The organism is Nonomuraea helvata (genome assembly GCF_039535785.1).
In the GTDB taxonomy this organism is placed as follows: domain Bacteria; phylum Actinomycetota; class Actinomycetes; order Streptosporangiales; family Streptosporangiaceae; genus Nonomuraea; species Nonomuraea helvata.
In genome coordinates, this window is sequence record NZ_BAAAXV010000001.1 from 1,154,610 (window position 1) to 1,176,435 (window position 21,826).

Genomic DNA, 21,826 nt, shown 5'->3' on the forward strand with positions numbered 1-21,826 from the left:
GCGCCAATGTACGCGTTCCTGCCCTCGCGTCACTATCGCCCGCCTCGCCCCAGAGCGGCAGCCGGCTAGGTCCCGGGCAGCCGCCAGTCCCGCAGGACGTCCGCCGCCGGCCCGGACCTTTCCATGTCGCCCTTCTGCTGAGCCCGCTCCAGGTCGTGGTAGACATGGGCGATCTGGTCGATGCCCGGATCGACTTTACCCTCGGCGAACTTCCTGGCCGCCTTCCTGATCTTCTCCCGGGCCTTGCCCGCGACCTCGGGGTTGATCCCGCCCATCGCCTGCTGGGACATCAGCGCCTGGTCGAACTCCGACAGCCACTTGCCCCACCCGCCCCTCGGGATCGCGTCGCCCAGGGTGGCCTTGGGAGCGGCCGTCTCCTGCAGGGAGGTCGGCTCGGGCACCAGGGTGGCCACGAGGCCGGGCGACAGGTCGGAGGTGGGCGTCTCGATGGGCGTCTCGGTCTCGGTGGGCGGCGTGAACGTGGAGGGCGCGACAGTCGGGGTGGGCACGGCGACCGGCTCCTCCTTCCGCGAGCCCGCCCAGATCACCATGACCACGGTGACCACCGCGATGATCGCCACGGCGGCGCCGAGCTGGAGGAGGAGCTTGCGGTTGGAGCCTGGCCCGGGTTCGAGCTCGCCCGCCTGGTAGACGGCGGTGTCACCGGCCCGAGGCCCGCCGCTCTGCCCCACGGTCTGGAAGACCTCGGTGGCCCCCTGCTCGTTCGGCGGCAGGCCGCCGTCGCGCAGGGAGGCGCCGGTCACGGGCATGGCCGGTGCGGCCGGGTGGGCGCGGGGCCGGGCGATGCCCGCCAGGGCGCGCCTGATCGCCTCGCCGCTGGCGGGCCGCTTGGCGGGCTCCTCGGCGATCATGGCCAGCACGAGCCGGTCCAGCTCCGCCGGCACCTCGGCCCTGAACGCACTGGGCGGCGCGGGCTCAGCCTCGCCCCCGCCGGAACCGGGCCCGCCGTCATCGTCGGCCGCGTCACCGAAGGGCGGACGGCCACAGAGCAGCTCGTAGCAGACACATCCGAGGGCGTACAGGTCGCCGGAAGCCGTGGCCTCCTGCCCCGCGACCCGCTCGGGCGCCACGTACCGGCTGGACGGCGGCACCCGGTCGTCCATCCCGAACCCGACGACCTTGAGCACCCCGCTCCCGGCCGACCGGAAGCTGTCCGGGCCGACCTGGCCGTGCACGACCCCCGCCCGGTGCGCGGCGTCGAGCCCGGCGGCCGCCTGCCCGATCAGGTCGCACACCTCGACGATCCCCAGGGGACCCCGCGCGGCCAGCTCCTCGCCCAGGCTGAGCCCCGTGAGGAACTCCATCACCAGGAACGGCGCGCCCTCGTGCTCGCCGACGTCCAGCACCATGGCCACGTTCGGGTGGATCACCCTGGCCACGGCCTGGGCGTGCTGCCTGAGCACCTCACGCGTGGCGGCCCCCGCCACCCTGGCGCCGAGCACCTTCACGGCCACGACCCAGTCGGCCCGCGTGTCGTACCCCCGCCACACTTCGCCCATCGGCCCGCTGCCGATGCGCTCGTCAAGCCGGTAACGATCAGCGACCAAGGACGGCGCGCGCTCCGTCGAGTCGGACATATCCCCGCCAATTACTCGAACATCAGGATTTTCGACCAACCATAGGGCCCCACGGCCCCCGCCGCCCCCTCATCCGTCCGCATCACGGCTCGACATAACGAATTTCGTTATTTACGATTATCGTTATGACAACACGATGGCTGATCCGACTCGAGATCCTGCTGAGCATCGGGCTCGTCCTGGGCTGCCTGGCCGCCCTGGCCGGCCTCGCCATGACCGCCGGGATGGCCTTCTTCGGCACGCCGGTGGGGGTGGGCATCCCGCTGCGCCTGTTCGACGTGCCGGTCGAGGGAATGGCGGCGGCCGGCGCCACAGTCGGCGACGCGACCGCCGAGGTGGTGGTCCGCCCGGAGGGCGCCGCACCGCTCGCCGCCCTGCTCTACCTGCTGCTGTGGGGTCCCGGCACGGCGACGTGGCTGCTCTGTCTGCTCACGCTCGTACGCGCGCTGCACAGGGCGAGGTCGGGCGACCGGGCGCTGTTCTCCGCCGTCACGGCCGGGCATCTGCGCCGGCTGGGCTGGATCCTGATCGCGGGTTCGGCCGTGTCGGCCGTGCTCGGGATGATCGCGGAGGCCATACTCTCCTCCATGCTGCTGACCGAGAGCCACCCCTTCTACCTGCCGTCGAGCGCGCTGCTCGGGAGCGTCGTGGCCGGGTTCGCCGCTCTGGGCGTGTCGGAGATCGTACGGCGGGGTCTGACCCTGCTCGAAGAGGTCGAGGCCACCATCTGATGGGTGAGCGCGTCATCAGGGTCCGGCTCGACGAGCTGCTTCAGGAGCGGGGCATGACGCTCACCGAGCTGTCGCACCGCGTGGAGATCACCGTGGTCAACCTGTCGATCCTGAAGAACGGCCACGCCAAGGCGATCCGGTTCTCCACGCTGAGCCGTCTGTGCGACGCGCTCGACTGCCAGCCGGGCGACCTGCTCACGTACGAGCAGTCAGGCGAGTGAGCAGGCCGCCCGGCGGCGATCAGGCCGCCGCGGGCTGCGCGGCCCCCGAAGGAGCGCTGTCGAGCGGCGAGGGCGGCGCGTTGAAGACGGCCTCGTCCAGGCGGCCCTCCGAGCGGGCCACCAGGACGGGCACCACCATCTGCCCGGTGACGTTGGTGGCGGTGCGGATCATGTCCAGGATCGGGTCGATGGCCAGGAGCAGGCCGACGCCCTCCAGGGGCAGCCCGAGCGTGCTGAGCGTGAGCGTCAGCATGACGATCGCGCCCGTCAGACCGGCCGTGGCGGCCGCGCCGACCACCGACACGAACGCGATCAGCAGGTAGTCGCCCACCCCGAGGTGGACGCCGAACACCTGGGCCACGAAGATCGCGGCCAGCGCCGGGTAGACGGAGGCGCACCCGTCCATCTTGGTGGTGGCGCCGAACGGCACGGCGAAGGAGGCGTAGTCGCGGTCCACGCCGTTGCGCTCGATGGTGACCCGCTGCGTCAGCGGCAGGGTGCCGACCGAGGAGCGGGAGACGAACGCCAGCTCGATCGCGGGCCAGGCGTTGCGGAAGAACTGGACGGGGTTGACCTTGCCCCACACCGCCAGCAGCGTCGGGTAGACGGCCAGCAGCACGATGAGGCAGCCGGCGTACACACCGAGGCTGAGCTTGGCCAGCGGCGCCAGCAGCTCCCACCCGTACGTGGACACGGCCTTGCCGATCAGGCCCGCCGTGCCGATGGGGGCGAGGCGGATGACCCACCACAACGCCTTCTGGACCAGCTCCAGGACGGAACGGGAGAGGTTCAGGAACGGCTCGGCCTTGTCACCGATCGCCAGGGCCGCCGCGCCGAGCACGATGCCCAGGAAGACGATCTGGAGGACGTTCACCTCGGTGAAGGACGTGACGATGTTCGTGGGGAGGATGCCGGTGACGAAGTCGAGCCAGGTGCCCGCGCCCTCGGTGTCCACGGCCTTGGCCGCGCCGGTGTCGAGGGTGACGCCCTGGCCGGGGTTGATCACCAGGCCGAGCCCGATCGCGAACGCCACGGAGACGAACGCGGTGATGAGGAACCACATCAGCGTCTTGGTCGCGAGCCTGGCCGCGCCGTTGACGTTGCGCAGGTTGGCCACGCTGACCAGCACGGCGGTGAAGACGAGGGGCGGGACGGCCAGCTTGAGCAGCTGGACGAAGATCTGACCGGCCTTGGTCAGCGTCTCGGCGAGCCAGGCCACGTCCCAGATCTTGGCGACGAAGCCCAGCGCGATGCCGGCCACGAGGCCGACCAGCAACTGCAGGGAGAAGGAGAATCTCTTCATGGGTGGGGAACTCCGGGTGAATCACGGCATGCGGCGGCAAGCACAGTGCAGGGCATACCAGAGGGAGGGGGGACGATCGTGGGCGTGTCGGTCAGCGACAGAGAGATCCGCGCAGCCGGCACAGGTCAACGTGCAGCCGCTCGACCAGCCAGACGGACACCAGAGAGAACCTCACGAGCCGCTGCAACACCCACATGACCGGAGATATTCCCCATAAACGAAGTAGACTTACCTCACAATTTCCTTGATCGTCTCGATCAGCCGCACCCGGTCCTCGTGCGTCCTGCCGAGCGGGGTCACGTTGAGCGTGGTCACCCCCGACTCCTTGAGTGCCTGCACGCGGTCGCGCACGAACCCCTCGCTGCCGATCAGCGACATCTTCTCCAGCAGCTCGCCGGGCACCAGGGCGGCCGCCTCGTCCTTCTTGCCCTCGAGGTAGAGGTCCTGGATCTGCTCGGCCTCCTTCTCGTAGCCGTAGCGCCGGGCCAGGTCGTTGTAGAAGTTCCTGCCCTTGGCACCCATGCCGCCGATGTAGAGGGCCGCCATCGGCCGGCCGAACTCCAGCAGCCCGGCCACGTCGTCGCCGATCGCCAGGAACGCCTGCGCGATCACATCCAGCTCGCCCAGCTCCGGATCGCGCCTGGCCTTGCCGGCGGCCAGCGACGGGCCCCACACGTCGGCGGCCTTCTCGGGGACGTAGAAGATCGGCTCCCAGCCCTCGGCGAGCTCGGCGGTCAGCTCGACGTTCTTGGGGCCGATGGCGGCGACCACGATCGGGATGCGGGGCCGTACCGGATGGTTGATGAGCTTGAGCGGCTTGCCCAGGCCCGTCCCCTGCTCGGGCGGGAGCGGCAGCGTGTAGTGCCGGCCGTCGTGCTCCAGGCGCTCGCGCCGCCACACCTTGCGGCAGATCTCGATGATCTCCCTGGTACGCCCGAGCGGCGCGGCGTACGGCACTCCGTGGAACCCCTCGATCACCTGCGGCCCGGACGCGCCGATGCCGAGCGTGAAACGCCCGTCGGAGACGTAGTCCATGCCCGCGGCCGTCATGGCCAGCAGCGTCGGCGTGCGGGAGTAGATCGGCAGGATGCCCGAGGCGATCTCCAGCCGCTCGGTCCTGGCCGCGATGTAGCCCATCTGGCTGACGGCGTCGAACGAGTACGCCTCCGCCACGAACACGATGTCCAGCCCGGCCTTCTCGTAGTCGGCCAGCTCGGCCACCGCCTCCTTGAAGCCGCCCGAGTACTTGAGTGCCATTCCGATGCGCATGCCGGGCTCCCACTGAAACCGAATGATATTCCGTTGCGACGCGACAAGGCTATCGCGTCGGCATGCCGGGCGGTCAGCCACTAGCCTGGATCAGGTGCTGAGTCGGCTCGTCATCGTCGTGAGCGCCGTGGTCACCGTGGCCCTGGCGGGACATCAGCTGATCCCGGCACTCGGCGGGTTCACGCCCGTCATGGAGAGCCTGCTGCCCTGGCTGGGGCTGACCGTTCCGCTGCTGCTCATGGCGGCCGCAGTGGCACGTTCCAGGGCCGCCGCCCTCACGGCGCTGGTGCCGGGGGTGGTGTGGGCGGTGATGTTCGGCTCCACGCTCTTCCGCACGCCGCCGGGCGGCCCGAGCGACCTGGCCGTCGGCACGGTCAACGTGGGCGTGACCAACAACGCCTCCGGCGAGGCCGTGCGCATGATCGCCAAGGATCTCGACCTGCTGGCCGCCCAGGAGCTGACCAGCGGCGGGCCGGCGGCCAAGCAGCTCAACAAGATGTTCAAGTACCACTACCCGGTCAGCACGGTCGGCCTGTGGAGCCGCTATCCGATCAGCGACACCAAGCCGCTCGACGTCGGCCTGGGCTGGCCCCGGGCCTTGCGCGCGGTGGTCACCACCCCCAAGGGCAAGGTGACCGTCTACGTCATGCACCTGGCCTCGGCCCGGCCGGGTGCCACCACCTCGCGCGACGCCTCGCTCGCGCACGCGCGCGAGCTCATCGACGCCGACCCCAGCAAGCGCATCCTGCTGCTCGGCGACCTCAACACGGCCACCACCGACCGGGGCATGCGGGGGCTGACGCCGCCGCTGACCGACGCGCAGACCGCGGCGGGCGACGGGTTCGGGTTCACCTGGCCGTCGGAGTTCCCGGTCACGCGGCCTGACCACATCCTGTTCAAGGGCATGACGGCGACCAAGGCGGGCGTCGCCCCGGCCACCGGCAGCGACCACCGGGCCGCCATCGCCTCACTGCGGCTCTAGCAGCCTCAGGTCTCCCGGCGTGTCGATGTCGGCCGGGTCTCCGTGCTCGTCGCACGGCACCTCGGTGACCAGCTCGGGGTGGGCCTTCATGAACGGCCTGGCCCCGACGTCCCCGACGGCCAGCTCCGCCACCCCGGCGAAGTGCTCGCGGGCGATCAGCACCGGGTTCCTGCGCCTGCCTCCATAGGTGGCGACCGCCAGGCCGGCGCCCGAACCGATCAGGGCGCGTACCGCGCCCGGGCGGATGAGCGGCTGGTCCACGAGGGCGACCACCACGGACTCCGCCTCCTCCGGCAGCGCGGCGAGCCCGACCCGCAGGGACGAGCCCATGCCGGAGGCCCAGTCGCTGTTGCGCACGGTCACCGCGCCGCGCACCTGCACGGTGGCCGCGCCGAGCACGACCACGACGGGGTGGCAGCCGCCCTCCTCCAGCAGCCGCACGCCCCGGTCGACCAGCCGCTCGCCCGCGTACTCGACCAGCGCCTTGGGCGTGCCCAGCCGAGCGCCCTGGCCCGCGGCCAGCAGCAGCCCCGCCACCCTGCCACTCTTCATCGGGCCGCTCTTCACAGGGCCGCCTCGTGGTGGATGCGCCCCTGCGTGCTGGACAGCGGGCGCCCGGAGCCGCCCCAGCGGAGCTGGATCAGCTCGGCGGCGATCGACACGGCGGTCTCCTCCGGGGTGCGCGCGCCGAGATCGAGCCCGATCGGCGAGCGCAGCCCGGCCAGCTCGGCTTCGGTGAGCCCGCACTCGCGCAGCCGGGCGAGCCGGTCGTCGTGGGTGCGGCGCGAGCCCATCGCGCCCACGTACCCGGCCTCGGTCCGCAGCGCCACCTCCAGCAGCGGCACGTCGAACTTGGGGTCGTGGGTGAGCACGCAGATCACCGTACGCTCGTCCACCTGCACCGACGACAGGTAGTCGTGAGGCCACTTGACCACGACCTCGTCGGCGTCGGGGAAGCGCTTGGGAGTGGCGAAGACCGGGCGGGCGTCGCAGACCGTCACGTGATAACCGAGGAACTTGCCCACCTTGGCCACGGCCGCCGCGAAGTCGATGGCCCCGAAGACCAGCATGCGCGGCGGCGGCGCGAACGACTGGACGAACACCGCCAGGTCGTCCAGCCGCCGCTCGCCCTGGCCGCCGTAGCGCCTGATGCCGGTCACCCCCTGGGCGAGCATCCCGCGCGCGTCGTCGTCCACGGCCTCGTCGAGGCGCTCGAGGCCGAGGGTGCCGGAGGAGCGGTCCGGCCAGACGACCCGGCGGGCGCCGATCTGCCCGGGGCCGGAGAGGACGGTGGCCACGGCGACCGGCTGATGCGCCTCCACGGCCGCCGAGATCTCCCCCAGCTCGGGGAACGTCTCGATCGAGACGGGCTCGACGAGGATGTCGATGATGCCGCCGCAGGTGAGCCCGACGGCGAACGCGTCGTCGTCGCTCACGCCGTACCGCTGCAGGACGGGCCGGTCGATCTCGGCGGCCAGCTCGAACACGGCGCCCTCGACGCAGCCGCCGGACACGCTGCCGACCACCTCGTCGCCGCGGACCGCCATGGCCGCGCCCGGCGGCCTGGGCGCGCTGCTGAACGTGCTCACCACGGTCGCCAGCCCGAACCGGAGACCGGACCGCCACCACTTCATGATCTCCGGCAGCACGTCACGCATGGGCCAGCCTTTCGCCGAGTTGCTCGAAGGCGGCCAGGCTGTGCCCGGCCACCAGGTCGTCGATGTGCGGGAGGGCGGCGCGCATGCCACCGGTGAGCGGCTGGTAGTCCTCATACCCCTTGTGCGGGTTGACCCAGATCACCCGGTACGCCTGCCTGGCCAGCCTGGCCATCTGCGCTCCCAGCAGCGCCGGATCGCCGCGTTCCCAGCCGTCCGAGGCGATCACGGCTATCGCTCCTCTCGCACTGTAACGGGACAGGTATTCCCTGAGTTCCTCCCCCAGCCGGGTCCCGCCGCTCCAGTCGGGGATGGCCTTGGAGACCTCGTTCAGCGCGGTGCCGGGGTCCCGGTGGCGCAGCTCGGCGGTGATCGGGGTGAGCCGGGTGCCGACCGAGTAGACCCTGGTGGCCCTGGGCTCGCTCCTGACCAGCGCGTGGGCGAAGCGCAACAGGGTCTCGGCGTACGGGGCCATCGAACCGCTGACGTCCACGAACAGCACGACCGTGCGCGGGCGGGTGGTGTGCCGCTTGCGCCGGAGCCTGGCGACGTCGCCCTTCCTGAGCGCGTCGCGGATGGTGCGGCGCGGGTCGAGCACGCCCCGGCGCGCGCCCTCGAAGCGGCGCGAGAGCCGCCGGGCCCGCGCGGTCCTCAGCATGGCCAGCATCCTGTGCACCTCGGCCCGCTCGGCCTCGGTCAGCCGGGCCACGTCGCGGTGCCGCAGCACCTCGGCCCGGCTCGCCGTCGCGGGCGCCGCCGTCGCGTCGTCCCCGCCCTCCCCTTCCGGCTCGGCCGCCAGGTGCCTGGTGACGCTGGTCGTGCCCGTACGGGCGAGCGCCGCCTTCCGGCCGCCGAAGTACGCGGCGAAGCACCGGTCGTACCTGGGCAGGTCGTCGGGCGTGGCGCAGAGGGTGAGCCGCCCGGCCCAGTAGACCTCGCCCCGGTCGGCCACGTCGAGGTGGTCGAGCGCTCTGAGCATGTTCCCCGTCCGCTCGTGATCGGCCCCGACCCCGGCCGCCCGGAGCGTCCTGGCGAACCCGGTCACGGTGGCGACCAGCTCATCCATGGGAGAGCAGCCCGTTGCCGAGCACGCTCGCGACGTCCTCGCGGTACTTCAGCGCCGCACCCAGCGTGGCCGCGGCCAGCCCCGGATCGAGCTCCTTGGCGCCCAGCGTCAGCAGCGCCTCGGTCCAGTCGAGCGTCTCGGCCACGCCGGGCGGCTTGACCAGGTCCGCCTGCCGCAGCCGCGCGGCCGCCCGCGCCACCTGCGCGGCCAGCGTCTCGGTGCAGTCGGGCAGCCGCCGCAGCAGGATGGCGACCTCGCGGTCGAAGCTCGGGTGCTCCAGCCAGTGGTAGAGGCAGCGCCGCTTGAGCGCGTCGTGCACCTCGCGCGTCCTGTTGGAGGTCACCACGACCACGGGCGGCGTCGTGGCTCTGACCGTGCCCAGCTCGGGGATCGAGATCGTGAAGTCGGAGAGCACCTCGAGCAGGAACGCCTCGAACTCGTCGTCGGCCCGGTCGATCTCGTCCACCAGCAGCACGCTCGGCTGCGTCTCGACGGCCTTCAGCAGGGGGCGCGCGATCAGGAACCTGCGATCGTAGATCTCGCCCTCCAGCCGGCTCACGTCGGTGATGCCTGCGGCCTCGGCGGCTTTGAGGTGGAGGAGCTGGCGGGCGAAGTCCCAGTCGTACAGGGCCTGGGCCGCGTCCAGCCCCTCATAGCACTGGAGCCTGATGAGCGGCGCGTCGAGGAGCGCGGCGAGCGTCTTGGCCAGCTCCGTCTTGCCGACCCCCGCCTCGCCTTCGAGGAAGAGCGGGCGGCCCATCTTCAGCGCCAGGAAGACGGCCGTGGCCAGCCCCTCGTCGGCCAGGTAGGCGTGCCGGTCGAGCAGCTCGATGAGCTTGTCCGGCGACTCGATGTCCATTGCCCTGATTGTCGGCCGCAGCACCCCTTCAGCCTACGTTCTCGCGCAGGACCCGCCTAATCTTCGCGGGCTTCCGCGCGCTCCCGGATCAGGGCCTCCAGCTCGGCCGTGGCCCTGCGGGCGCGGTGCTTCTCCGAGCCCTGGATGCCCATCGCCCCGATGGTGCGCCCGTCCGAGAAGTCGATGCGCGGCCAGGGGTCGCCCACCAGCAGCGTGACCTCCAGGATCTCCGGCCACGTGTAGCGGTGGGTGCGGACGGCGTTGACGATCGTGACGCCCTCGTCGTCCGCCTCCACCCGCACCCGGCCCAGCAGGTGCAGCACGAACGCCACCGCACAGCCGAACAGCACGATCCCGATCCGGTCGGGCAGCTTGAACGGCTCCGCGATGAAGACCGCCATGATCACCGCCCCGAGCACGATCAGTGCGGCGAAGCCGTACGCGACGAACCGCGGGCGGCGGGGCCGCCAGATGACGGGCAGGGGCGGTGGAGACACGGGCTCAGGCACGAGGGAAACCTATCTCAGCTCAAGGGAGGTCCCTCAGCAGGAGGGCGGTCTCGAGCGCGGCGATGGTCGACTCGTACCCCTTGTCCTCCTTACTCCCGGGCAGTCCCGAACGGTCGAGGGCCTGGTCCAGGTTCTCGACCGTGAGGACGCCGTTGCCGACCGGTGTCTCCTCGTCCAGCGAGATCCGGGTCAGGCCCGCGGTCACCGAGTCGCAGACGTAGTCGAAATGGGCGGTCTCGCCCCTGATGACCGCTCCCAGCGCCACCACCGCGTCGCAGCGGCGGGCCAGCGCCTGGGCGACCACCGGGATCTCCAGCGACCCCGGCACCCGCACCACGGTCGCCGTGGCGCCGCTGTCGGCGCAGGCCTGCACGGCCCGCGCCACGAGCTGGTCGGTGATCTTGGCGTGCCAGCTGGCCGCCACCACCCCGACGCTCAGCCCCGAGGCGTCGGGCGCCGCGACGCCCGGCCGTCCTTCTCCGCTCATGAGGCCTCCGAGATGTGCCCTGAAATATCGTGGCCGAGGCGGTCGCGCTTGGCCTTGAGGTACCGCTCGTTGTGCGGGTTCATGGCCACGGGCATGGGCTCGCGGCCGAGGACCTTGATGCCGTACCCGTCCATGCCCTTGAGCTTGGCCGGGTTGTTGGTGAGCAGCCGCACCGACTTGACGCCGAGGTCGGCGAGCATCTGGCCCGCGTTCGAGAACTCCCGCGCGTCCACCGGCAGCCCCAGCTCGACGTTGGCGTCGACGGTGTCGCTGCCGTTGTCCTGGAGGCTGTACGCCTTGAGCTTGGCCAGCAGGCCGATGCCCCTGCCCTCGTGGCCGCGCAGGTAGACGACCACGCCCCGGCCCTCCTCCGCGATGGCCGCCATGGCGTGGCTCAGCTGCACCCCGCAGTCGCAGCGCAGCGAGCCGAACACGTCGCCGGTCAGGCATTCGGAGTGGGCTCTGACCAGGATGTTCTCGCCGTCTTCCAGGTCGCCGTAGACGAGCGCGATGTGCTCGCCGCCGTCGAGCGCGCTGGCGTAGCCGTACGCCCGCCACATCCCGTGGGCGTTCGGCAGCCGCGTCTCGGCCACCCTCGTCACCATGCTCTCGGCCCGGCGGCGGTAGTCGACGAGCTGCTCGATGGAGACCAGGGCCAGGTCGTGCTCGTCGCAGAAGCGGCGCAGCTCGGGCAGCCTGGCCATGGTGCCGTCGTCGTTGACCACCTCGGCCAGCGCGCCCGCGGCCGACAGCCCGGCCAGCCTGGCCAGGTCGACGGCCGCCTCGGTGTGGCCGCGCCTGGCCAGCACGCCGCCCTCCTGGTAGCGCAGCGGGAAGATGTGGCCCGGGCGGACCAGCTCGGTGGGCTCGGTGGCGGAGTCGGCGAGCGTGCGGATGGTCCTGGCGCGGTCGGCCGCCGAGATGCCCGTGGTGACGCCGTCGCGGGCGTCCACGGTGATCGTGTACGCCGTGCGCATGCGTTCCTTGTTCTGGAAGACCATGAGCGGCAGCCCGAGCCGGTCGAGCTCCTTGCCGTCCATGGCCACGCAGATCATCCCGCTCGTGTGCCTGATCGTGAACGTGCACAGGTCGGGCGTGGCCTTGGCCGCGGCGAAGATCAGGTCGCCTTCGTTCTCCCTGCTCTCGTCGTCGACGACCACGACCGCCTTGCCGTCGCGGATGTCCTCGATGGCCCGCTCGATCGGGTCCAGCCTGATGTCGCTCATTGCGCCACCGCCACGCTGAGCTCGGCGGTGCGGTATTCACGCAGCCACTTCACGAACCCGACGACGACCAGCACGAAGAAGATCCCGTACACCCAGCCGGAGACCACCAGCCCCGAGCTGAACGCCAGCGGCACGCCCACCAGGTCGACGGCCACCCACACCACCCAGAAGTCCACCAGCGCCCTGCCCTGCGCCCAGGTGGCCATCGCGCTGCCCACGAAGATGTAGGCGTCGGCGGCCACCAGGAAGGCGCCCTTGGGCAGCGGCACCTGCGCGCCCCACGACAGGCCGGTGACGAAGAACAGCAGCCCGACCACGGCCGTGCCCAGCAGCATGACGCCGATCAGCAGCGAGCGCTCCCACCACTGGGCGGGGCGGACGGCGAGTTGCTTACCGTCCTGCGTGCCGCGCCGCCACGCCCACCAGCCGTAGACCGCCAGGCCGGCGAACAGGGCCTGCTTGAGCGCGTTGCCGGTGATGTGCGCGTTGATCGAGGCGATGAACAGCAGCACCGATCCGGCGAACTGCACCGGCCAGGTCCACATCGACTTGCGCATCGCGAGCAGGACCGTCGACAGCGCGGCGATGTTGCCGATCAGGTCGGTCCACAGCACATGGGTGCCGAATACCTCGAATCCAGCGTCGGCCCAGTTCATTGCCTGACCACCAGCCTTTCCACATACTTCGCGATCACGTCGACCTCGATGTTCACCACGTCGCCGACCTTGCGGTCGCCCATCGTGGTGAGCTGGAGCGTCGTGGGGATGAGGCTCACACCGAAGCTTTCGTCGTCAACCGTCGTCACCGTCAGGCTGATTCCGTCGATCGCGATCGAGCCCTTCTCCGCGACGTACGGGGCGAGCGCCTCGGGGAGCGAGAAGCGCACGTCGTCCCATCGCTCGCCCGGGTCCCGGGAGAGCAGCACGGCGGTGCCGTCCACGTGGCCCTGCACGATGTGGCCGCCGAGGCGCTGGTCGGCGCGTACGGCGCGCTCCAGGTTCACGGGGGAGCCGTGGACGAGGCCGCCGAGTGAGCTGCGGTCGAGGGACTCCCTCATCACGTCCACGGTGAACACGTCGTCCTTGGCCTCCACGACCGTGAGGCACACGCCGTTGACCGCGATCGAGTCGCCGTGCTTGGCATCGGAGGTCACGACCGGGCCGCGTACCGACAGCACGGCCCCGCCGCCCACCTGGTCGATGGCGACTACCTCGCCCTTTTCCTCAATGATTCCGGTGAACATCACTACTCCCTGCCTGGTTGGGGGCTGCGGGCCGGGCAATTAGCCGTACATCCGGCCCAATAAGGGAAATTTCGTCAAATGTCAGGCGGTGGATCTCGCCGATCGTGCCCACCCCGGCGGCGCCCAGCGCGGCCCGCCCGGAGCCCAGCAACGCGGGCGCGACGTACGCGACCACGCGGTCGACCAGGCCTCGCCTGAGGAACTCACCTGCCAGCGTGGGGCCGCCCTCCAGGAACACGCTCACGATCTCGCGCGCCGCCAGCTCCTTCAGGAGTGCGTCCAGGTCGAGGCCGCGGCCGTCGCGGGGGAGGCGGAGGAGGTCGGCCTTGAGGTCGGCGACGGCGTCCTCGGCGACGGCGACGAGCGTGGGGGCGCTGTCGTCGAGCACCCTGGCGTCGCGCGGCGTGCGGGCCCGCGTGTCGACCACGACCCGCAACGGCCCCCGCCCGTTCGCCTTCCGCCCTCCAAGGGCCGTCCCGCTTCCGTCACCCGACCCGGCGACGCCGCCACCTTCCCCGAGCGGCCCAGCGTGGCCCCCGGCGCTCTGGTACCCCTCCGCGCCGACCACGCCTTGACCGTCACCGGCGCCGCGCTCGGCCGGAGCAAGCACGCCATCGCCAACGCCCGTCTCCCGGCCGCCTCGTGCAAGGTGATCCTGCTCACCGCCGACAGCGCTCCCACCGAGACGGCCCGCCACAGCCGGAGCACCGGTGCCGTCACCGACGGGCCCCTCCGCGTCGCGCCCGGCGCCGCCGTCCCCACGGCCCTCCGATCCGCGCCCAGCATCGCCGTCCCCACGCCCCTCCGGCCCGCGCCCAGCGCCACCTTCCCCACGGACCTCCAGCCCGCGCCCAGCATCGCCGTCCCCACGCCCCTCCGATCCGCGCTCGCCGCCCTCCTCGGGCTGCCCCTCCGGTGCGCGGCGAGCGCCATGCCCGGCGTGGGCCGACGAGACCGGGAGAGCGGTGGGGAGAGCGGCGGCGGCCTGGGGGCGGGCGGTGAGGTGGGGGTCGTCGGCGAGGACGGTGCCGATGCCGGCGACGACCGCGTCCGAGGCGGCCCGCAGCCGGTGCACGTCCGCCCTGGCCTCCGGCGAGGTGATCCATTTGCTGGTCCCGTCCGCGGCCGCCGACCGCCCGTCCAGCGTCGCCGCGAACTTCCACGTCACATGCGACCGTCCGAGCCGCGCGTACGTCAGCCACTCCTCGTTCACCAGCGAGGCCTCGGCGGCCAGCACCCCGGTCGTCACGGAGACCCCGTGCGCCCGCAGCCGCGCCGCCCCGCCGGCGGCCTTCGGGTTGGGGTCGGCCACCGCGATCACCACCCGCGCGACCCCGGCCGACAGCAGCGCCCGGCTGCACGGCCCCGTCCGTCCGGTGTGGTCGCAGGGCTCGAGCGTCACGTACGCGGTGCCGCCGCGCGCCCGCTCCCCCGCCTGCGCCAGCGCGACGACCTCGGCATGCGGCCCGCCCGCGTACGCGTGGAACCCCTCGCCCACGACCAAGCCCGCGGAGTCGAGCACGACGCAGCCCACGACCGGATTGGGGCTGGTGGTGCCGTGTCCGCGCGCGGCCAGCTCGACGGCGCGCGCCATGTGCGCGGCGTCCTGCGGGGGGATCTCCACCCGGGTCTCCTACTCGCCAGTAGCTACAAGCCACGGCGGGCCCCGGGGGATTTTCTACCGTGATGCGCATGTGCACCACGGCAAGCGCCCGGCTGGGACGCCGGACACCTCGCGCGCTTCCTCCCATCCGGACTTTAACCGTCGGTCCCGGAATTTCACCGGGTCAACCGGCCGATGGCATCGGCCGGGTCGCGGACTATAACCGCCGGTTCGGAATTTCACCGACCCCGGAGCACGCTAGCTCTCTTTCGCTACCAGTGTGCCATGCCCCAAATGTCGCGCGCGACCACCCCTAGCCCCCTACTGAACAAGCGCTAGTTTCAGGCAGCCATGAGCCGGCGCGCCCGCCGCGCCGCCGGGCTGTAGAGAACGTCGCCGGGGACCAGCCCGATCCCGGTGTGCAACGTACGCAGCGTGGCCGTGGCCCACAGGTCGCCGACCGGCGTGGCGGGCAGCCCGTACAGGCGCCTGGCCCAGCGCGGCAGCGTGGCGAAGGCGAGGAACGTCAGCGCGGGCAGCGCGGGCTTGAGCGGCGTCAGTTTGCGCGGCAGCGGGGCGTTGAGCGACAGGCGGAGCGGATGGGCCGCCTCGGGCACGAACCGCAGCCCCGGCCGCGCGGCCTCGATGTAGTCGTGCAGCTCGGCCACCGACCCGGGAACGTCCCCGGCCTTCAGCCCCACCACCTCGGCGGCCCGCCGCCACTCCGCGACGAACGCGTCCGCCTCGGCGTCCGTCAGCCGCACCCCGGCGCGACGGGCGACCGACAGGTAGGAGTCGACCTCGCCGACGTGCACCCAGCGCAGCGCGTCGGGGTCGTCCAGGTGGAAGGTGGTGCCGGTGTCGGGGTCGTAGGCGCTCAGCTTGGCATGGATCTTGCGCACGCGCCGTCCCGCCCGTTCGACCTCGGCATTGGTCCCGTACGTACGGACGCGCACGAACTCCGTGGTCCGCACGAACCGCGACCAGGCCTCCTGCGGATCCATGAGCGCGGAGTTCTGCAGCACCCCGCGCATCGCCCTCGGATGCAGCCCCTGCATCAGCAGCGCCCTGATGCCCCCCACCAGCAGGATCGGCTCGCCCATCACCCGCCACGTCACCGAGCGGGGACCGAAGATCCCATGATCGCCCATAAGTGAATGGTTACCCGGGGATCGACCGATCTATGCGTTTTTGCGAGCGGCTGCGGCGCGGAGGGCGTCGACGGCGGAGGCGGGATCGGAGGCCCCGTAGACGGCGCTGCCCGCCACGAACACGTCGGCGCCCGCCTCCGCGCAGCGCTCGATCGTGCCGGCGTCGACTCCTCCGTCCACCTGCAGCCAGACCCTTCCGCCGTGCCGCTGGATCATCTCCCGGGCCCGACGCACCTTGGGCAGCACCCCGTCGAGGAACTTCTGCCCGCCGAAGCCCGGCTCCACGGTCATCAGCAGGAGCATGTCGACCTCGCCCATCAGGTCTTCGTACGGCTCCACGGGTGTGGCCGGGTTGAGCGCCAGACCGGCCCGGGCGCCGAGCGCGCGGATCTCGCGCAGGGTCCTGATGGGCCCCCTGGCCGCCTCGGCGTGGATGGTCACGCTGCCGGCCCCCGCCTCCGCGTACTGCGGCGCCCAGCGGTCGGGGTCGTCGATCATGAGATGACAGTCGAGGGGTGTCGAGGTCGCCTTGCGCAGCGCCTCGACCACGGGCAGCCCGATGGTGAGGTTGGGCACGAAGTGGTAGTCCATGACATCGACGTGCAGCCAGTCGGCGTTGGGCACGGCGGCGGCCTCGTCGGCGAGCCTGGCGAAGTCGGCGGCGAGGATGCTGGGCGAGATCTGTACGGCCATGATTGCCCAAGTCTATTGACTACGCACCGCACTGAAGAAGCGAGGGGAGCCCGACGGCCGCCCGCCGGAGTTGCCGCTTCTCGGGCGGCTGAACCCGGGAGGACCCGCCGCATACGCCTCACCTGGGACGACGCTTACGCAGCGAAGGCCAGGCCTCATCGGACCGCACACCGCACGCCACGCATCTCACCTGGGATGACACTTCCGCAACGGAGGCCAGGCCTCATCGGCTCAGACACCGCATGCCACGCGTCTCACATGGAGGGCCGCTTGCGCAGCAACGCCAGGAACATGGCATCGGTGCCGTGTCTGTGTGGCCAGAACTGGACGTGCGGACCGTCGCCCAGGCCGTCGACCTCGGGCAGGTAGTCGCGGGCGTCGAGCTGCTCGACGTCCTGCCGGCGCCCCAGGATGTCCCCGATCACCACCCGGGTCTCGGCCAGGTGCGGGGAGCAGGTGACGTACGCGACGACACCGCCGGGCCGCACAGCGTCCAACGCGGTGTCGAGCAGCCGCCGCTGCAACTTGCCCAGCTCGGCGATCCCGGCCGGGTCCCGCCGCCATCGCGCCTCCGGCCGCCGCCGCAACGCCCCCAGCCCGGTGCAGGGCGCGTCGAGCATCACCCGGTCGAACACCCCGGACCGCCACGCCGGCTCGGTGCCGTCGGCCGTCACCACGGCCGCGTCCCTGGTCGTCTGCCAGACCAGCCGGGCCCGGTGCTGCTGCACGTCCGCCGCCAGCAGCCGCGCTCCCCCAGGAAACGCCGCACCGTCACCGGCCCCATGATCGGCTTCGCCGACCGCGCCCGCGCCGGTGGACGTGGGGGTGTGAGTGCGTTCCTTGCGCAGACCTTCGAGGTCGCCGTGGGTGGCGATGGCGTCGAGCAGGCCCGCCTTGCCGCCGGGCCCCGCGCACATGTCGAGCCACAGCTCGTCCTCGTCCCCCTCGAGAGGGACCCGGGTCAGGGCCAGGGCCACCAGCTGGCTGGCCTCGTCCTGGACGGCGGCCCGCGTCTCCGCCACCGCCTCGATCTGCCCGGGATCGCCTTCGCGCAGGTAAGCGGCGTACGGCGAGTAGCGGGCCGGGAGAGCGCCGAAGGCTTCGAGCTCCTCCACCGAGCTCCGCCCTGGCCGTGCCACAAGCGTCACCAGGGGCCGGGCGTTGTCGGCGTCGAGCAGGTCGGCCATCTCGTCGGGGCGGCCGAGAGCGTCGCGGAAGGCGGAGACGATCCAGCGGGGATGGCCGTAGGCGATGGCGAGATGGCCGACGGGGTCGTCGGCCGGGTCGGGCGCGACGATGGGGATCCACTCGTCGAGCGTCCTCGAGCCGATCTTCCGCAGCACCGCGTTCACGAACTTGGCCGCCCCCTGACCGATGCGCAGGCGCACCAGGTCGACGGTGGTGCCGACGGCCGCGTGCGGCGGGACGCGCATGCGCAGGAGCTGGTGGGCTCCGAGCCGCAGGGCGTCGCGCACGTCGGGATCGGGCGAACGGTCGCTGCACATCTCGATCACGGCGTCATAGGTGCCGAGCCCGCGCAGCGTCCCGTACGCGAGCTCGGTTGCCAGCGCGGCATCGCGTCCCTTGATGCCGCGCTCGCGAAGGAGCCGCGGCAGGAGCAGGTTGGCGTACGCGTCACGCTCGTCGACCGCGCGCACGACGTCGAAGGCCGCGTTGCGTGCCTGGTCGCGCACTGGCCTCGGTGGCTTCCGCGTACGGCTCCCGCCGCCCCTGCCTCCGGCCCCTTGGTCCCCCCGTGTCCTCATCCCTCAAACTTTCCTTTATGCCTTGGGAGGCAGCCTCTCGAGCACCTCGCCGAGCAGCGCCTTGACATCGATCATGTCGCCGTTGAGCCCTCCGACACTCGTCTTGAGGCCCGCGACGTCCGCCTTTAGCTCCTTGACGTCCGTCTTGAGGCCCGCGACGTCCGTCTTCAGCTCCTTGACGTCCGTCTTCAGGACCGCGACGTCCGTCTTCAGCTCCTTGACGTCCGTCTTCAGGACCGCGACGTCCGTCTTCAGGACCGCGACGTCCGTCTTCAGGACCGCGACGTCCGTCTTCAGCTCCTTGACGTCGGTCTCCAGCACGGCCACCCGACCGTCGAGTGCGTCCAGCTTCTCCCCCGCCTGCACGGCCAGGCCGAGGGCCTTGTCGGTCTTCTGCTCGACCCGCGCCACCTTGCCGTCGAGTTTCGCCATGTTGCGATCGCAGCGGCGGGTCCAGATGTTGATGTCGCGAATGTGGTCGCGCGCGTCACAAAGCGTCGCAAACGCGACATCCTGGTCCTCGCGGAGGTTGTCCATGCGCGCGATGAGCGCCAGTGCTTCGTTACTGGTGGTAGTCATGGCGTCGATGTTACAGAGAGCGTCATGATCGACACGCCGGGTCATTTGAAGATCTCTTTACCCTCTGGGCGAACCCCGCGAGCCCACTCCACCGCGCCCATCACGCGCTTCCCCTGCGGCTGCACCTCACCCAGCTCGACCGCGTCGGTGGCGGTCCCCACCAGCACTTTCGTCTTTGTGGCGGCGATCTCACCGGCGGGCAGCCGCTCGCCGGGAACGATCCGCACCGGCCCCAGCTTCACCCGCTGCCCGCGGAACTCGGTCCACGCCCCAGGCGCGGGTGTGCAGCCCCTGATGAGCCGGTCGACGTGCAGGGCGGGCTTGGTCCAATCGACGCGGGCGTCGGTGACGGTGATCTTGGGCGCGATCGTCACCCCGTCGGCGGGCTGCGGGCGGGCCTCCAGGGTGCCGTCCTCGACGCCGTCAAGGGTGGCGGCGAGCAGCCCCGCCCCCGAGACCGACAGCCGCTCGAGCAGCGTCCCGCTCGTGTCGGTGGTGTGGATCTCCTCGGTCACCACGCCGTAGATGGGCCCGGCGTCCAGCTCCTTGACGATCTGGAACGTCGTCGCCCCGCCGATCTCGTCGCCGCGCAGGATCGAGTGCTGCACGGGCGCGGCCCCGCGCCAGGCGGGCAGGATCGAGAAGTGCAGGTTGATCCACCCGTGCCGGGGGATGTCGAGCGCCGACTGCGGGAGCAGCGCACCGTACGCGACCACCGGGCAGCAGTCGGGCTCCAAGGCGCGCAACCGGTCGAGGAAGTCCGGGTCGCCGGCCTTGAGCGGGCGGAGCACCTCGATGCCCGCCTCCTCCGCGAGCTCGGCCACCGGCGAGGGGTGGACCTTGCGGCCCCGGCCCGACTGCGCGTCGGGTCGGGTGACGACCGCCACGACCTCGTGGCGCGGCGAGTCGATCAGGGTCCGCAGCGACGGCAGCGCCGTCTCGGGTGTGCCCGCGAAGACCAGACGCATGCTCTCAGAGCGCCCTTCCGCCGGTGGCGTGCGGCGAGACCTTGATGACGGGGGCGGCCAGCCCGCTCCACTCGGCCTCGCGGACGGCTTTCATGGCCAGCTTGCGCTGCTTGGGGTCCATGCGGTCGATGAACAGGATGCCGTCGAGGTGGTCGGTCTCGTGCTGGAAGCAGCGCGCCATCAGGTCGGTGCCCTCCAGCGTGACGGGCTCGCCGTGCATGTTGAGGCCCTTGGCGACCGCGCGGACCGCCCGCGGCGTCGGGTACGACAGGCCGGGGAAGGACAGGCAGCCCTCCTCACCCTCCTCGTCCATCTCCGAGGACAGGTCGAGGTCGGGGTTGATCAGATGGCCGAGCTGCTCGTCCACGTAGTAGGTGAACACCCGCAGCCCGACCCCGATCTGCGGCGCCGCGAGGCCCGCGCCGGGAGCGTCCATCATCGTGTCGGTGAGGTCCTTGACCAGCTTGCGGAGCTCCTTGTCGAAGTCGACGACCGGGGCCGCCGGGGTGCGCAGCACCGGGTCTCCGAACAGCCGTATCGACTGGATCGCCAAGGGGGTTACTCCGTTCTCACGTGTGGATCAACCCAGTTTAGTGTGCTCGAGCGAGCGCGCCTTCATCGCCGCCTTGCGGGCCGCCTTGACCACGGCCTGGTCGTCGTGGGCGGCGGCCAGCATGTCGAGCACGGCGATCGTGTCGGGGTGACCCACTCCGGGCATCTCGCCGACCAGTTTGATCAGGTCTTCCCCCGGCTCGGGCGGGTCGATCCGGCCCGCGGCGGGCCCCGACAGGTGCATGAGGGCGGCCAGGGAGTCGACCGCCAGCCAGGTGTGGTCCTCGGGGCTGAGCGTGGGGGCGTCGAGGTCGCGGATGTGCAGCCAGGAGGCGGCGTAGCGGCGCATGAGCGGGTGGTCGAGCGCCTCCCTGACGGGCTTCTCGGCCTCCGGGCCCAGCTCCTCGAGGATGGCGCCGACCGCGCCGCGCTGCCCCGCGGTGCCGGAGGCGGCGATCTCGATCAGGTCGCCGGCCGCGGACTCGGGCGCGCGGCGCTCCAGCCACCCGGCGACGGCGCTCTGCGTGGCCGAGCCCTTGACCAGCGCCTCCACCAGCTCGGCCGCCGACAGATCGGCGAACACCTCCACCTCGGCCGTCGTCGGCGCGTCGTGACCCTCGCGCAGCAGGTCGCGGCGGATGGCCCAGACGCCGAGCGGGGTGAGCGCGGTGCGGCCGGCGGCGGTCTGCTCGACGAGCCCGCAGTACGCCAGCAGTGACAGCGCCTCCAGCAGCTCGGCGGGCAGCGCGGCGGCGAGCCTGCGCATCTCGACGGGACCGGGCGCGCAGGCCACCTCGTGGGACTGGAGTATGCCCCTGGCGAGATTGGCGGTGGCGACGCCGGAGCGCACGGAGTAGATCGTGGCGAGCATCTCGGCCAGATGGCCGTCGACCACGGCGGACCCCGTCAGGCCGTCGTCGGCGCGGTCGAGCACGTCCATGACCACGCCGTCCCAGAACTCCAGCGTCGCCTCCACCGTGAGCCGCATCGACAGTGGCCCTCTGGAGGCGCGGCCGCCGAGGATCTGGAGCAGCCCCGTGTTGACGGCGACGATCCAGACCAGGCGCAGCCGGGAGGCGGGCAGGCCCAGCTCCCGCACGGCGGCCTCGGCGTCCGCCTCGGTCAGGTGCCCTTCGGGGGTCACCTCGCGGGTGCCCGTCCAGGTGGTGAGCCTGATGGCGTCGGCGACCAGCGGCACCGAGGGCACCACCGCGGCCAGCTCCGCGTCGGGCGCCGGCAGCACCGGCGGGAACGTGAGCGCTTCGTGCTCCACGGGAGTCTCCTCAGGAGGCCGTGGCGGCACGGCGGCCTGCTCATCGATCAGCTTGCGCAGCTCGGCGAGGTCGAAGACGTTGTTTGCCACCC

23 protein-coding genes and 1 riboswitch are annotated in these 21,826 nt (G+C 71.6%); of the genes, 3 read left to right on the plus strand and 20 right to left on the minus strand.

All coding sequences use genetic code 11. The features are described from left to right. Positions 1–65: 65 nt before the first annotated feature. Positions 66–1,598, minus strand: coding sequence for a serine/threonine-protein kinase (locus ABD830_RS05215; protein ID WP_344985198.1), 1,533 nt, complete (start codon positions 1,596–1,598; stop codon positions 66–68). Positions 1,599–1,723: 125 nt separating this feature from the next. On the opposite strand from ABD830_RS05215, the gene ABD830_RS05220 reads away from it, so the two are divergent. Both ABD830_RS05220 and ABD830_RS05225 read left to right on the plus strand, forming a co-directional pair. Further along, positions 1,724–2,329 carry a DUF2975 domain-containing protein gene (locus tag ABD830_RS05220; RefSeq protein ID WP_344985199.1) on the plus strand — a complete coding sequence of 202 codons (606 nt, stop codon included), beginning with the start codon at positions 1,724–1,726 and terminating at the stop codon, positions 2,327–2,329. After that, positions 2,329–2,550: a helix-turn-helix domain-containing protein gene (locus ABD830_RS05225; RefSeq protein WP_344985200.1), complete on the plus strand. Its 222-nt coding sequence runs from the start codon at positions 2,329–2,331 to the stop codon at positions 2,548–2,550. The genes ABD830_RS05220 and ABD830_RS05225 overlap by 1 nt, the downstream gene beginning before the upstream one ends. 19 nt (positions 2,551–2,569) lie before the next feature. Here ABD830_RS05225 and ABD830_RS05230 read toward each other — a convergent pair whose 3' ends face one another. Both ABD830_RS05230 and ABD830_RS05235 read right to left on the minus strand, forming a co-directional pair. Beyond that, positions 2,570–3,853, minus strand: coding sequence for a dicarboxylate/amino acid:cation symporter (locus ABD830_RS05230; protein ID WP_344985201.1), 1,284 nt, complete (start codon positions 3,851–3,853; stop codon positions 2,570–2,572). Positions 3,854–4,081: 228 nt separating this feature from the next. After that, positions 4,082–5,122, minus strand: coding sequence for an LLM class F420-dependent oxidoreductase (locus ABD830_RS05235; protein ID WP_344985202.1), 1,041 nt, complete (start codon positions 5,120–5,122; stop codon positions 4,082–4,084). Between the two features lie 94 nt (positions 5,123–5,216). Here ABD830_RS05235 and ABD830_RS05240 point away from each other — a divergent pair, with 94 nt between their 5' ends. Further along, positions 5,217–6,104, plus strand: a complete 888-nt coding sequence (locus ABD830_RS05240; RefSeq protein ID WP_344985203.1) for an endonuclease/exonuclease/phosphatase family protein — start codon at positions 5,217–5,219, stop codon at positions 6,102–6,104. Here ABD830_RS05240 and ABD830_RS05245 read toward each other — a convergent pair. The 17 genes from ABD830_RS05245 to ABD830_RS05325 all read right to left on the minus strand — a co-directional run bounded on the left by ABD830_RS05245 (position 6,090) and on the right by ABD830_RS05325 (position 21,824). After that, a complete protein-coding gene (locus ABD830_RS05245; RefSeq protein ID WP_344985204.1) occupies positions 6,090–6,656 on the minus strand; it encodes a nucleotidyltransferase family protein in 567 nt (188 codons plus the stop codon). The genes ABD830_RS05240 and ABD830_RS05245 overlap by 15 nt on opposite strands. Before the next feature lie 11 nt (positions 6,657–6,667). Continuing rightward, entirely contained in the window at positions 6,668–7,762 is a 1,095-nt protein-coding gene (locus ABD830_RS05250; RefSeq protein ID WP_344985205.1) for an XdhC family protein, read from the minus strand. After that, complete coding sequence (locus ABD830_RS05255; protein ID WP_344985206.1) at positions 7,755–8,825, minus strand: vWA domain-containing protein; 1,071 nt, start codon at positions 8,823–8,825, stop codon at positions 7,755–7,757. Before ABD830_RS05255 ends, ABD830_RS05250 begins: the two co-directional genes overlap by 8 nt. Further along, positions 8,818–9,684: an AAA family ATPase gene (locus ABD830_RS05260; RefSeq protein ID WP_344985207.1), complete on the minus strand. Its 867-nt coding sequence runs from the start codon at positions 9,682–9,684 to the stop codon at positions 8,818–8,820. Before ABD830_RS05260 ends, ABD830_RS05255 begins: the two co-directional genes overlap by 8 nt. 56 nt (positions 9,685–9,740) lie before the next feature. Next, positions 9,741–10,193, minus strand: a complete 453-nt coding sequence (locus ABD830_RS05265; protein ID WP_344985208.1) for a PH domain-containing protein — start codon at positions 10,191–10,193, stop codon at positions 9,741–9,743. A 19-nt stretch (positions 10,194–10,212) separates the two neighbouring features. Then, the gene (ribH, locus tag ABD830_RS05270; RefSeq protein ID WP_344985210.1) at positions 10,213–10,680 is read right to left on the minus strand and encodes a 6,7-dimethyl-8-ribityllumazine synthase; all 468 of its coding nucleotides are present in this window, start codon (positions 10,678–10,680) and stop codon (positions 10,213–10,215) included. Then, positions 10,677–11,906, minus strand: a complete 1,230-nt coding sequence (locus ABD830_RS05275) for a bifunctional 3,4-dihydroxy-2-butanone-4-phosphate synthase/GTP cyclohydrolase II (protein ID WP_344985211.1) — start codon at positions 11,904–11,906, stop codon at positions 10,677–10,679. Before ABD830_RS05275 ends, ribH begins: the two co-directional genes overlap by 4 nt. After that, positions 11,903–12,562 carry a nicotinamide mononucleotide transporter family protein gene (locus ABD830_RS05280; RefSeq protein WP_344985212.1) on the minus strand — a complete coding sequence of 220 codons (660 nt, stop codon included), beginning with the start codon at positions 12,560–12,562 and terminating at the stop codon, positions 11,903–11,905. The genes ABD830_RS05275 and ABD830_RS05280 overlap by 4 nt, the downstream gene beginning before the upstream one ends. Continuing rightward, positions 12,559–13,149, minus strand: a complete 591-nt coding sequence (locus ABD830_RS05285; RefSeq protein WP_344985213.1) for a riboflavin synthase — start codon at positions 13,147–13,149, stop codon at positions 12,559–12,561. Before ABD830_RS05285 ends, ABD830_RS05280 begins: the two co-directional genes overlap by 4 nt. Further along, positions 13,130–14,773, minus strand: a complete 1,644-nt coding sequence (gene ribD / locus ABD830_RS05290) for a bifunctional diaminohydroxyphosphoribosylaminopyrimidine deaminase/5-amino-6-(5-phosphoribosylamino)uracil reductase RibD (RefSeq protein ID WP_344985214.1) — start codon at positions 14,771–14,773, stop codon at positions 13,130–13,132. Before ribD ends, ABD830_RS05285 begins: the two co-directional genes overlap by 20 nt. Positions 14,774–14,882: 109 nt before the next feature. Next, positions 14,883–15,013: riboswitch (FMN riboswitch) on the minus strand. An 80-nt stretch (positions 15,014–15,093) separates the two neighbouring features. Beyond that, on the minus strand, positions 15,094–15,903 hold the full coding sequence (locus ABD830_RS05295) for an oxygenase MpaB family protein (protein WP_344985215.1): 810 nt from the start codon (positions 15,901–15,903) through the stop codon (positions 15,094–15,096). Positions 15,904–15,933: 30 nt separating this feature from the next. After that, positions 15,934–16,596, minus strand: coding sequence for a ribulose-phosphate 3-epimerase (gene rpe, locus ABD830_RS05300; protein WP_344985216.1), 663 nt, complete (start codon positions 16,594–16,596; stop codon positions 15,934–15,936). Between the two features lie 254 nt (positions 16,597–16,850). Continuing rightward, a complete protein-coding gene (locus ABD830_RS05305; protein WP_344985217.1) occupies positions 16,851–18,362 on the minus strand; it encodes an RsmB/NOP family class I SAM-dependent RNA methyltransferase in 1,512 nt (503 codons plus the stop codon). A gap of 15 nt (positions 18,363–18,377) precedes the next feature. Then, complete coding sequence (locus tag ABD830_RS05310; protein ID WP_344985218.1) at positions 18,378–18,941, minus strand: hypothetical protein; 564 nt, start codon at positions 18,939–18,941, stop codon at positions 18,378–18,380. A gap of 41 nt (positions 18,942–18,982) precedes the next feature. Continuing rightward, positions 18,983–19,909 carry a methionyl-tRNA formyltransferase gene (gene fmt, locus ABD830_RS05315; protein ID WP_344985219.1) on the minus strand — a complete coding sequence of 309 codons (927 nt, stop codon included), beginning with the start codon at positions 19,907–19,909 and terminating at the stop codon, positions 18,983–18,985. 4 nt (positions 19,910–19,913) lie between these two features. Beyond that, positions 19,914–20,462 (minus strand): peptide deformylase, encoded by a 549-nt coding sequence (gene def, locus ABD830_RS05320; protein WP_344985220.1) that lies wholly within the window; start codon positions 20,460–20,462, stop codon positions 19,914–19,916. 27 nt (positions 20,463–20,489) lie between these two features. Then, positions 20,490–21,824 (minus strand): hypothetical protein, encoded by a 1,335-nt coding sequence (locus ABD830_RS05325; RefSeq protein ID WP_344985221.1) that lies wholly within the window; start codon positions 21,822–21,824, stop codon positions 20,490–20,492. Positions 21,825–21,826: the final 2 nt, after the last annotated feature.

What these genes read in the sequence shown, in the direction of transcription:
- ABD830_RS05215 (WP_344985198.1), bottom strand. Translation starts at nt 1,598, where the DNA reads ATGTCCGACTCGACGGAGCGCGCGCCGTCCTTGGTCGCTGATCGTTAC.
- ABD830_RS05220 (WP_344985199.1), top strand. Translation starts at nt 1,724, where the DNA reads ATGACAACACGATGGCTGATCCGACTCGAGATCCTGCTGAGCATCGGG.
- ABD830_RS05225 (WP_344985200.1), top strand. Translation starts at nt 2,329, where the DNA reads ATGGGTGAGCGCGTCATCAGGGTCCGGCTCGACGAGCTGCTTCAGGAG.
- ABD830_RS05230 (WP_344985201.1), bottom strand. Translation starts at nt 3,853, where the DNA reads ATGAAGAGATTCTCCTTCTCCCTGCAGTTGCTGGTCGGCCTCGTGGCC.
- ABD830_RS05235 (WP_344985202.1), bottom strand. Translation starts at nt 5,122, where the DNA reads ATGCGCATCGGAATGGCACTCAAGTACTCGGGCGGCTTCAAGGAGGCG.
- ABD830_RS05245 (WP_344985204.1), bottom strand. Translation starts at nt 6,656, where the DNA reads ATGAAGAGTGGCAGGGTGGCGGGGCTGCTGCTGGCCGCGGGCCAGGGC.
- ABD830_RS05250 (WP_344985205.1), bottom strand. Translation starts at nt 7,762, where the DNA reads ATGCGTGACGTGCTGCCGGAGATCATGAAGTGGTGGCGGTCCGGTCTC.
- ABD830_RS05255 (WP_344985206.1), bottom strand. Translation starts at nt 8,825, where the DNA reads ATGGATGAGCTGGTCGCCACCGTGACCGGGTTCGCCAGGACGCTCCGG.
- ABD830_RS05260 (WP_344985207.1), bottom strand. Translation starts at nt 9,684, where the DNA reads ATGGACATCGAGTCGCCGGACAAGCTCATCGAGCTGCTCGACCGGCAC.
- ribH (WP_344985210.1), bottom strand. Translation starts at nt 10,680, where the DNA reads ATGAGCGGAGAAGGACGGCCGGGCGTCGCGGCGCCCGACGCCTCGGGG.
- ABD830_RS05275 (WP_344985211.1), bottom strand. Translation starts at nt 11,906, where the DNA reads ATGAGCGACATCAGGCTGGACCCGATCGAGCGGGCCATCGAGGACATC.
- ABD830_RS05280 (WP_344985212.1), bottom strand. Translation starts at nt 12,562, where the DNA reads ATGAACTGGGCCGACGCTGGATTCGAGGTATTCGGCACCCATGTGCTG.
- ABD830_RS05285 (WP_344985213.1), bottom strand. Translation starts at nt 13,149, where the DNA reads ATGTTCACCGGAATCATTGAGGAAAAGGGCGAGGTAGTCGCCATCGAC.
- ABD830_RS05295 (WP_344985215.1), bottom strand. Translation starts at nt 15,903, where the DNA reads ATGGGCGATCATGGGATCTTCGGTCCCCGCTCGGTGACGTGGCGGGTG.
- rpe (WP_344985216.1), bottom strand. Translation starts at nt 16,596, where the DNA reads ATGGCCGTACAGATCTCGCCCAGCATCCTCGCCGCCGACTTCGCCAGG.
- ABD830_RS05305 (WP_344985217.1), bottom strand. Translation starts at nt 18,362, where the DNA reads ATGAGGACACGGGGGGACCAAGGGGCCGGAGGCAGGGGCGGCGGGAGC.
- ABD830_RS05310 (WP_344985218.1), bottom strand. Translation starts at nt 18,941, where the DNA reads ATGACTACCACCAGTAACGAAGCACTGGCGCTCATCGCGCGCATGGAC.
- fmt (WP_344985219.1), bottom strand. Translation starts at nt 19,909, where the DNA reads ATGCGTCTGGTCTTCGCGGGCACACCCGAGACGGCGCTGCCGTCGCTG.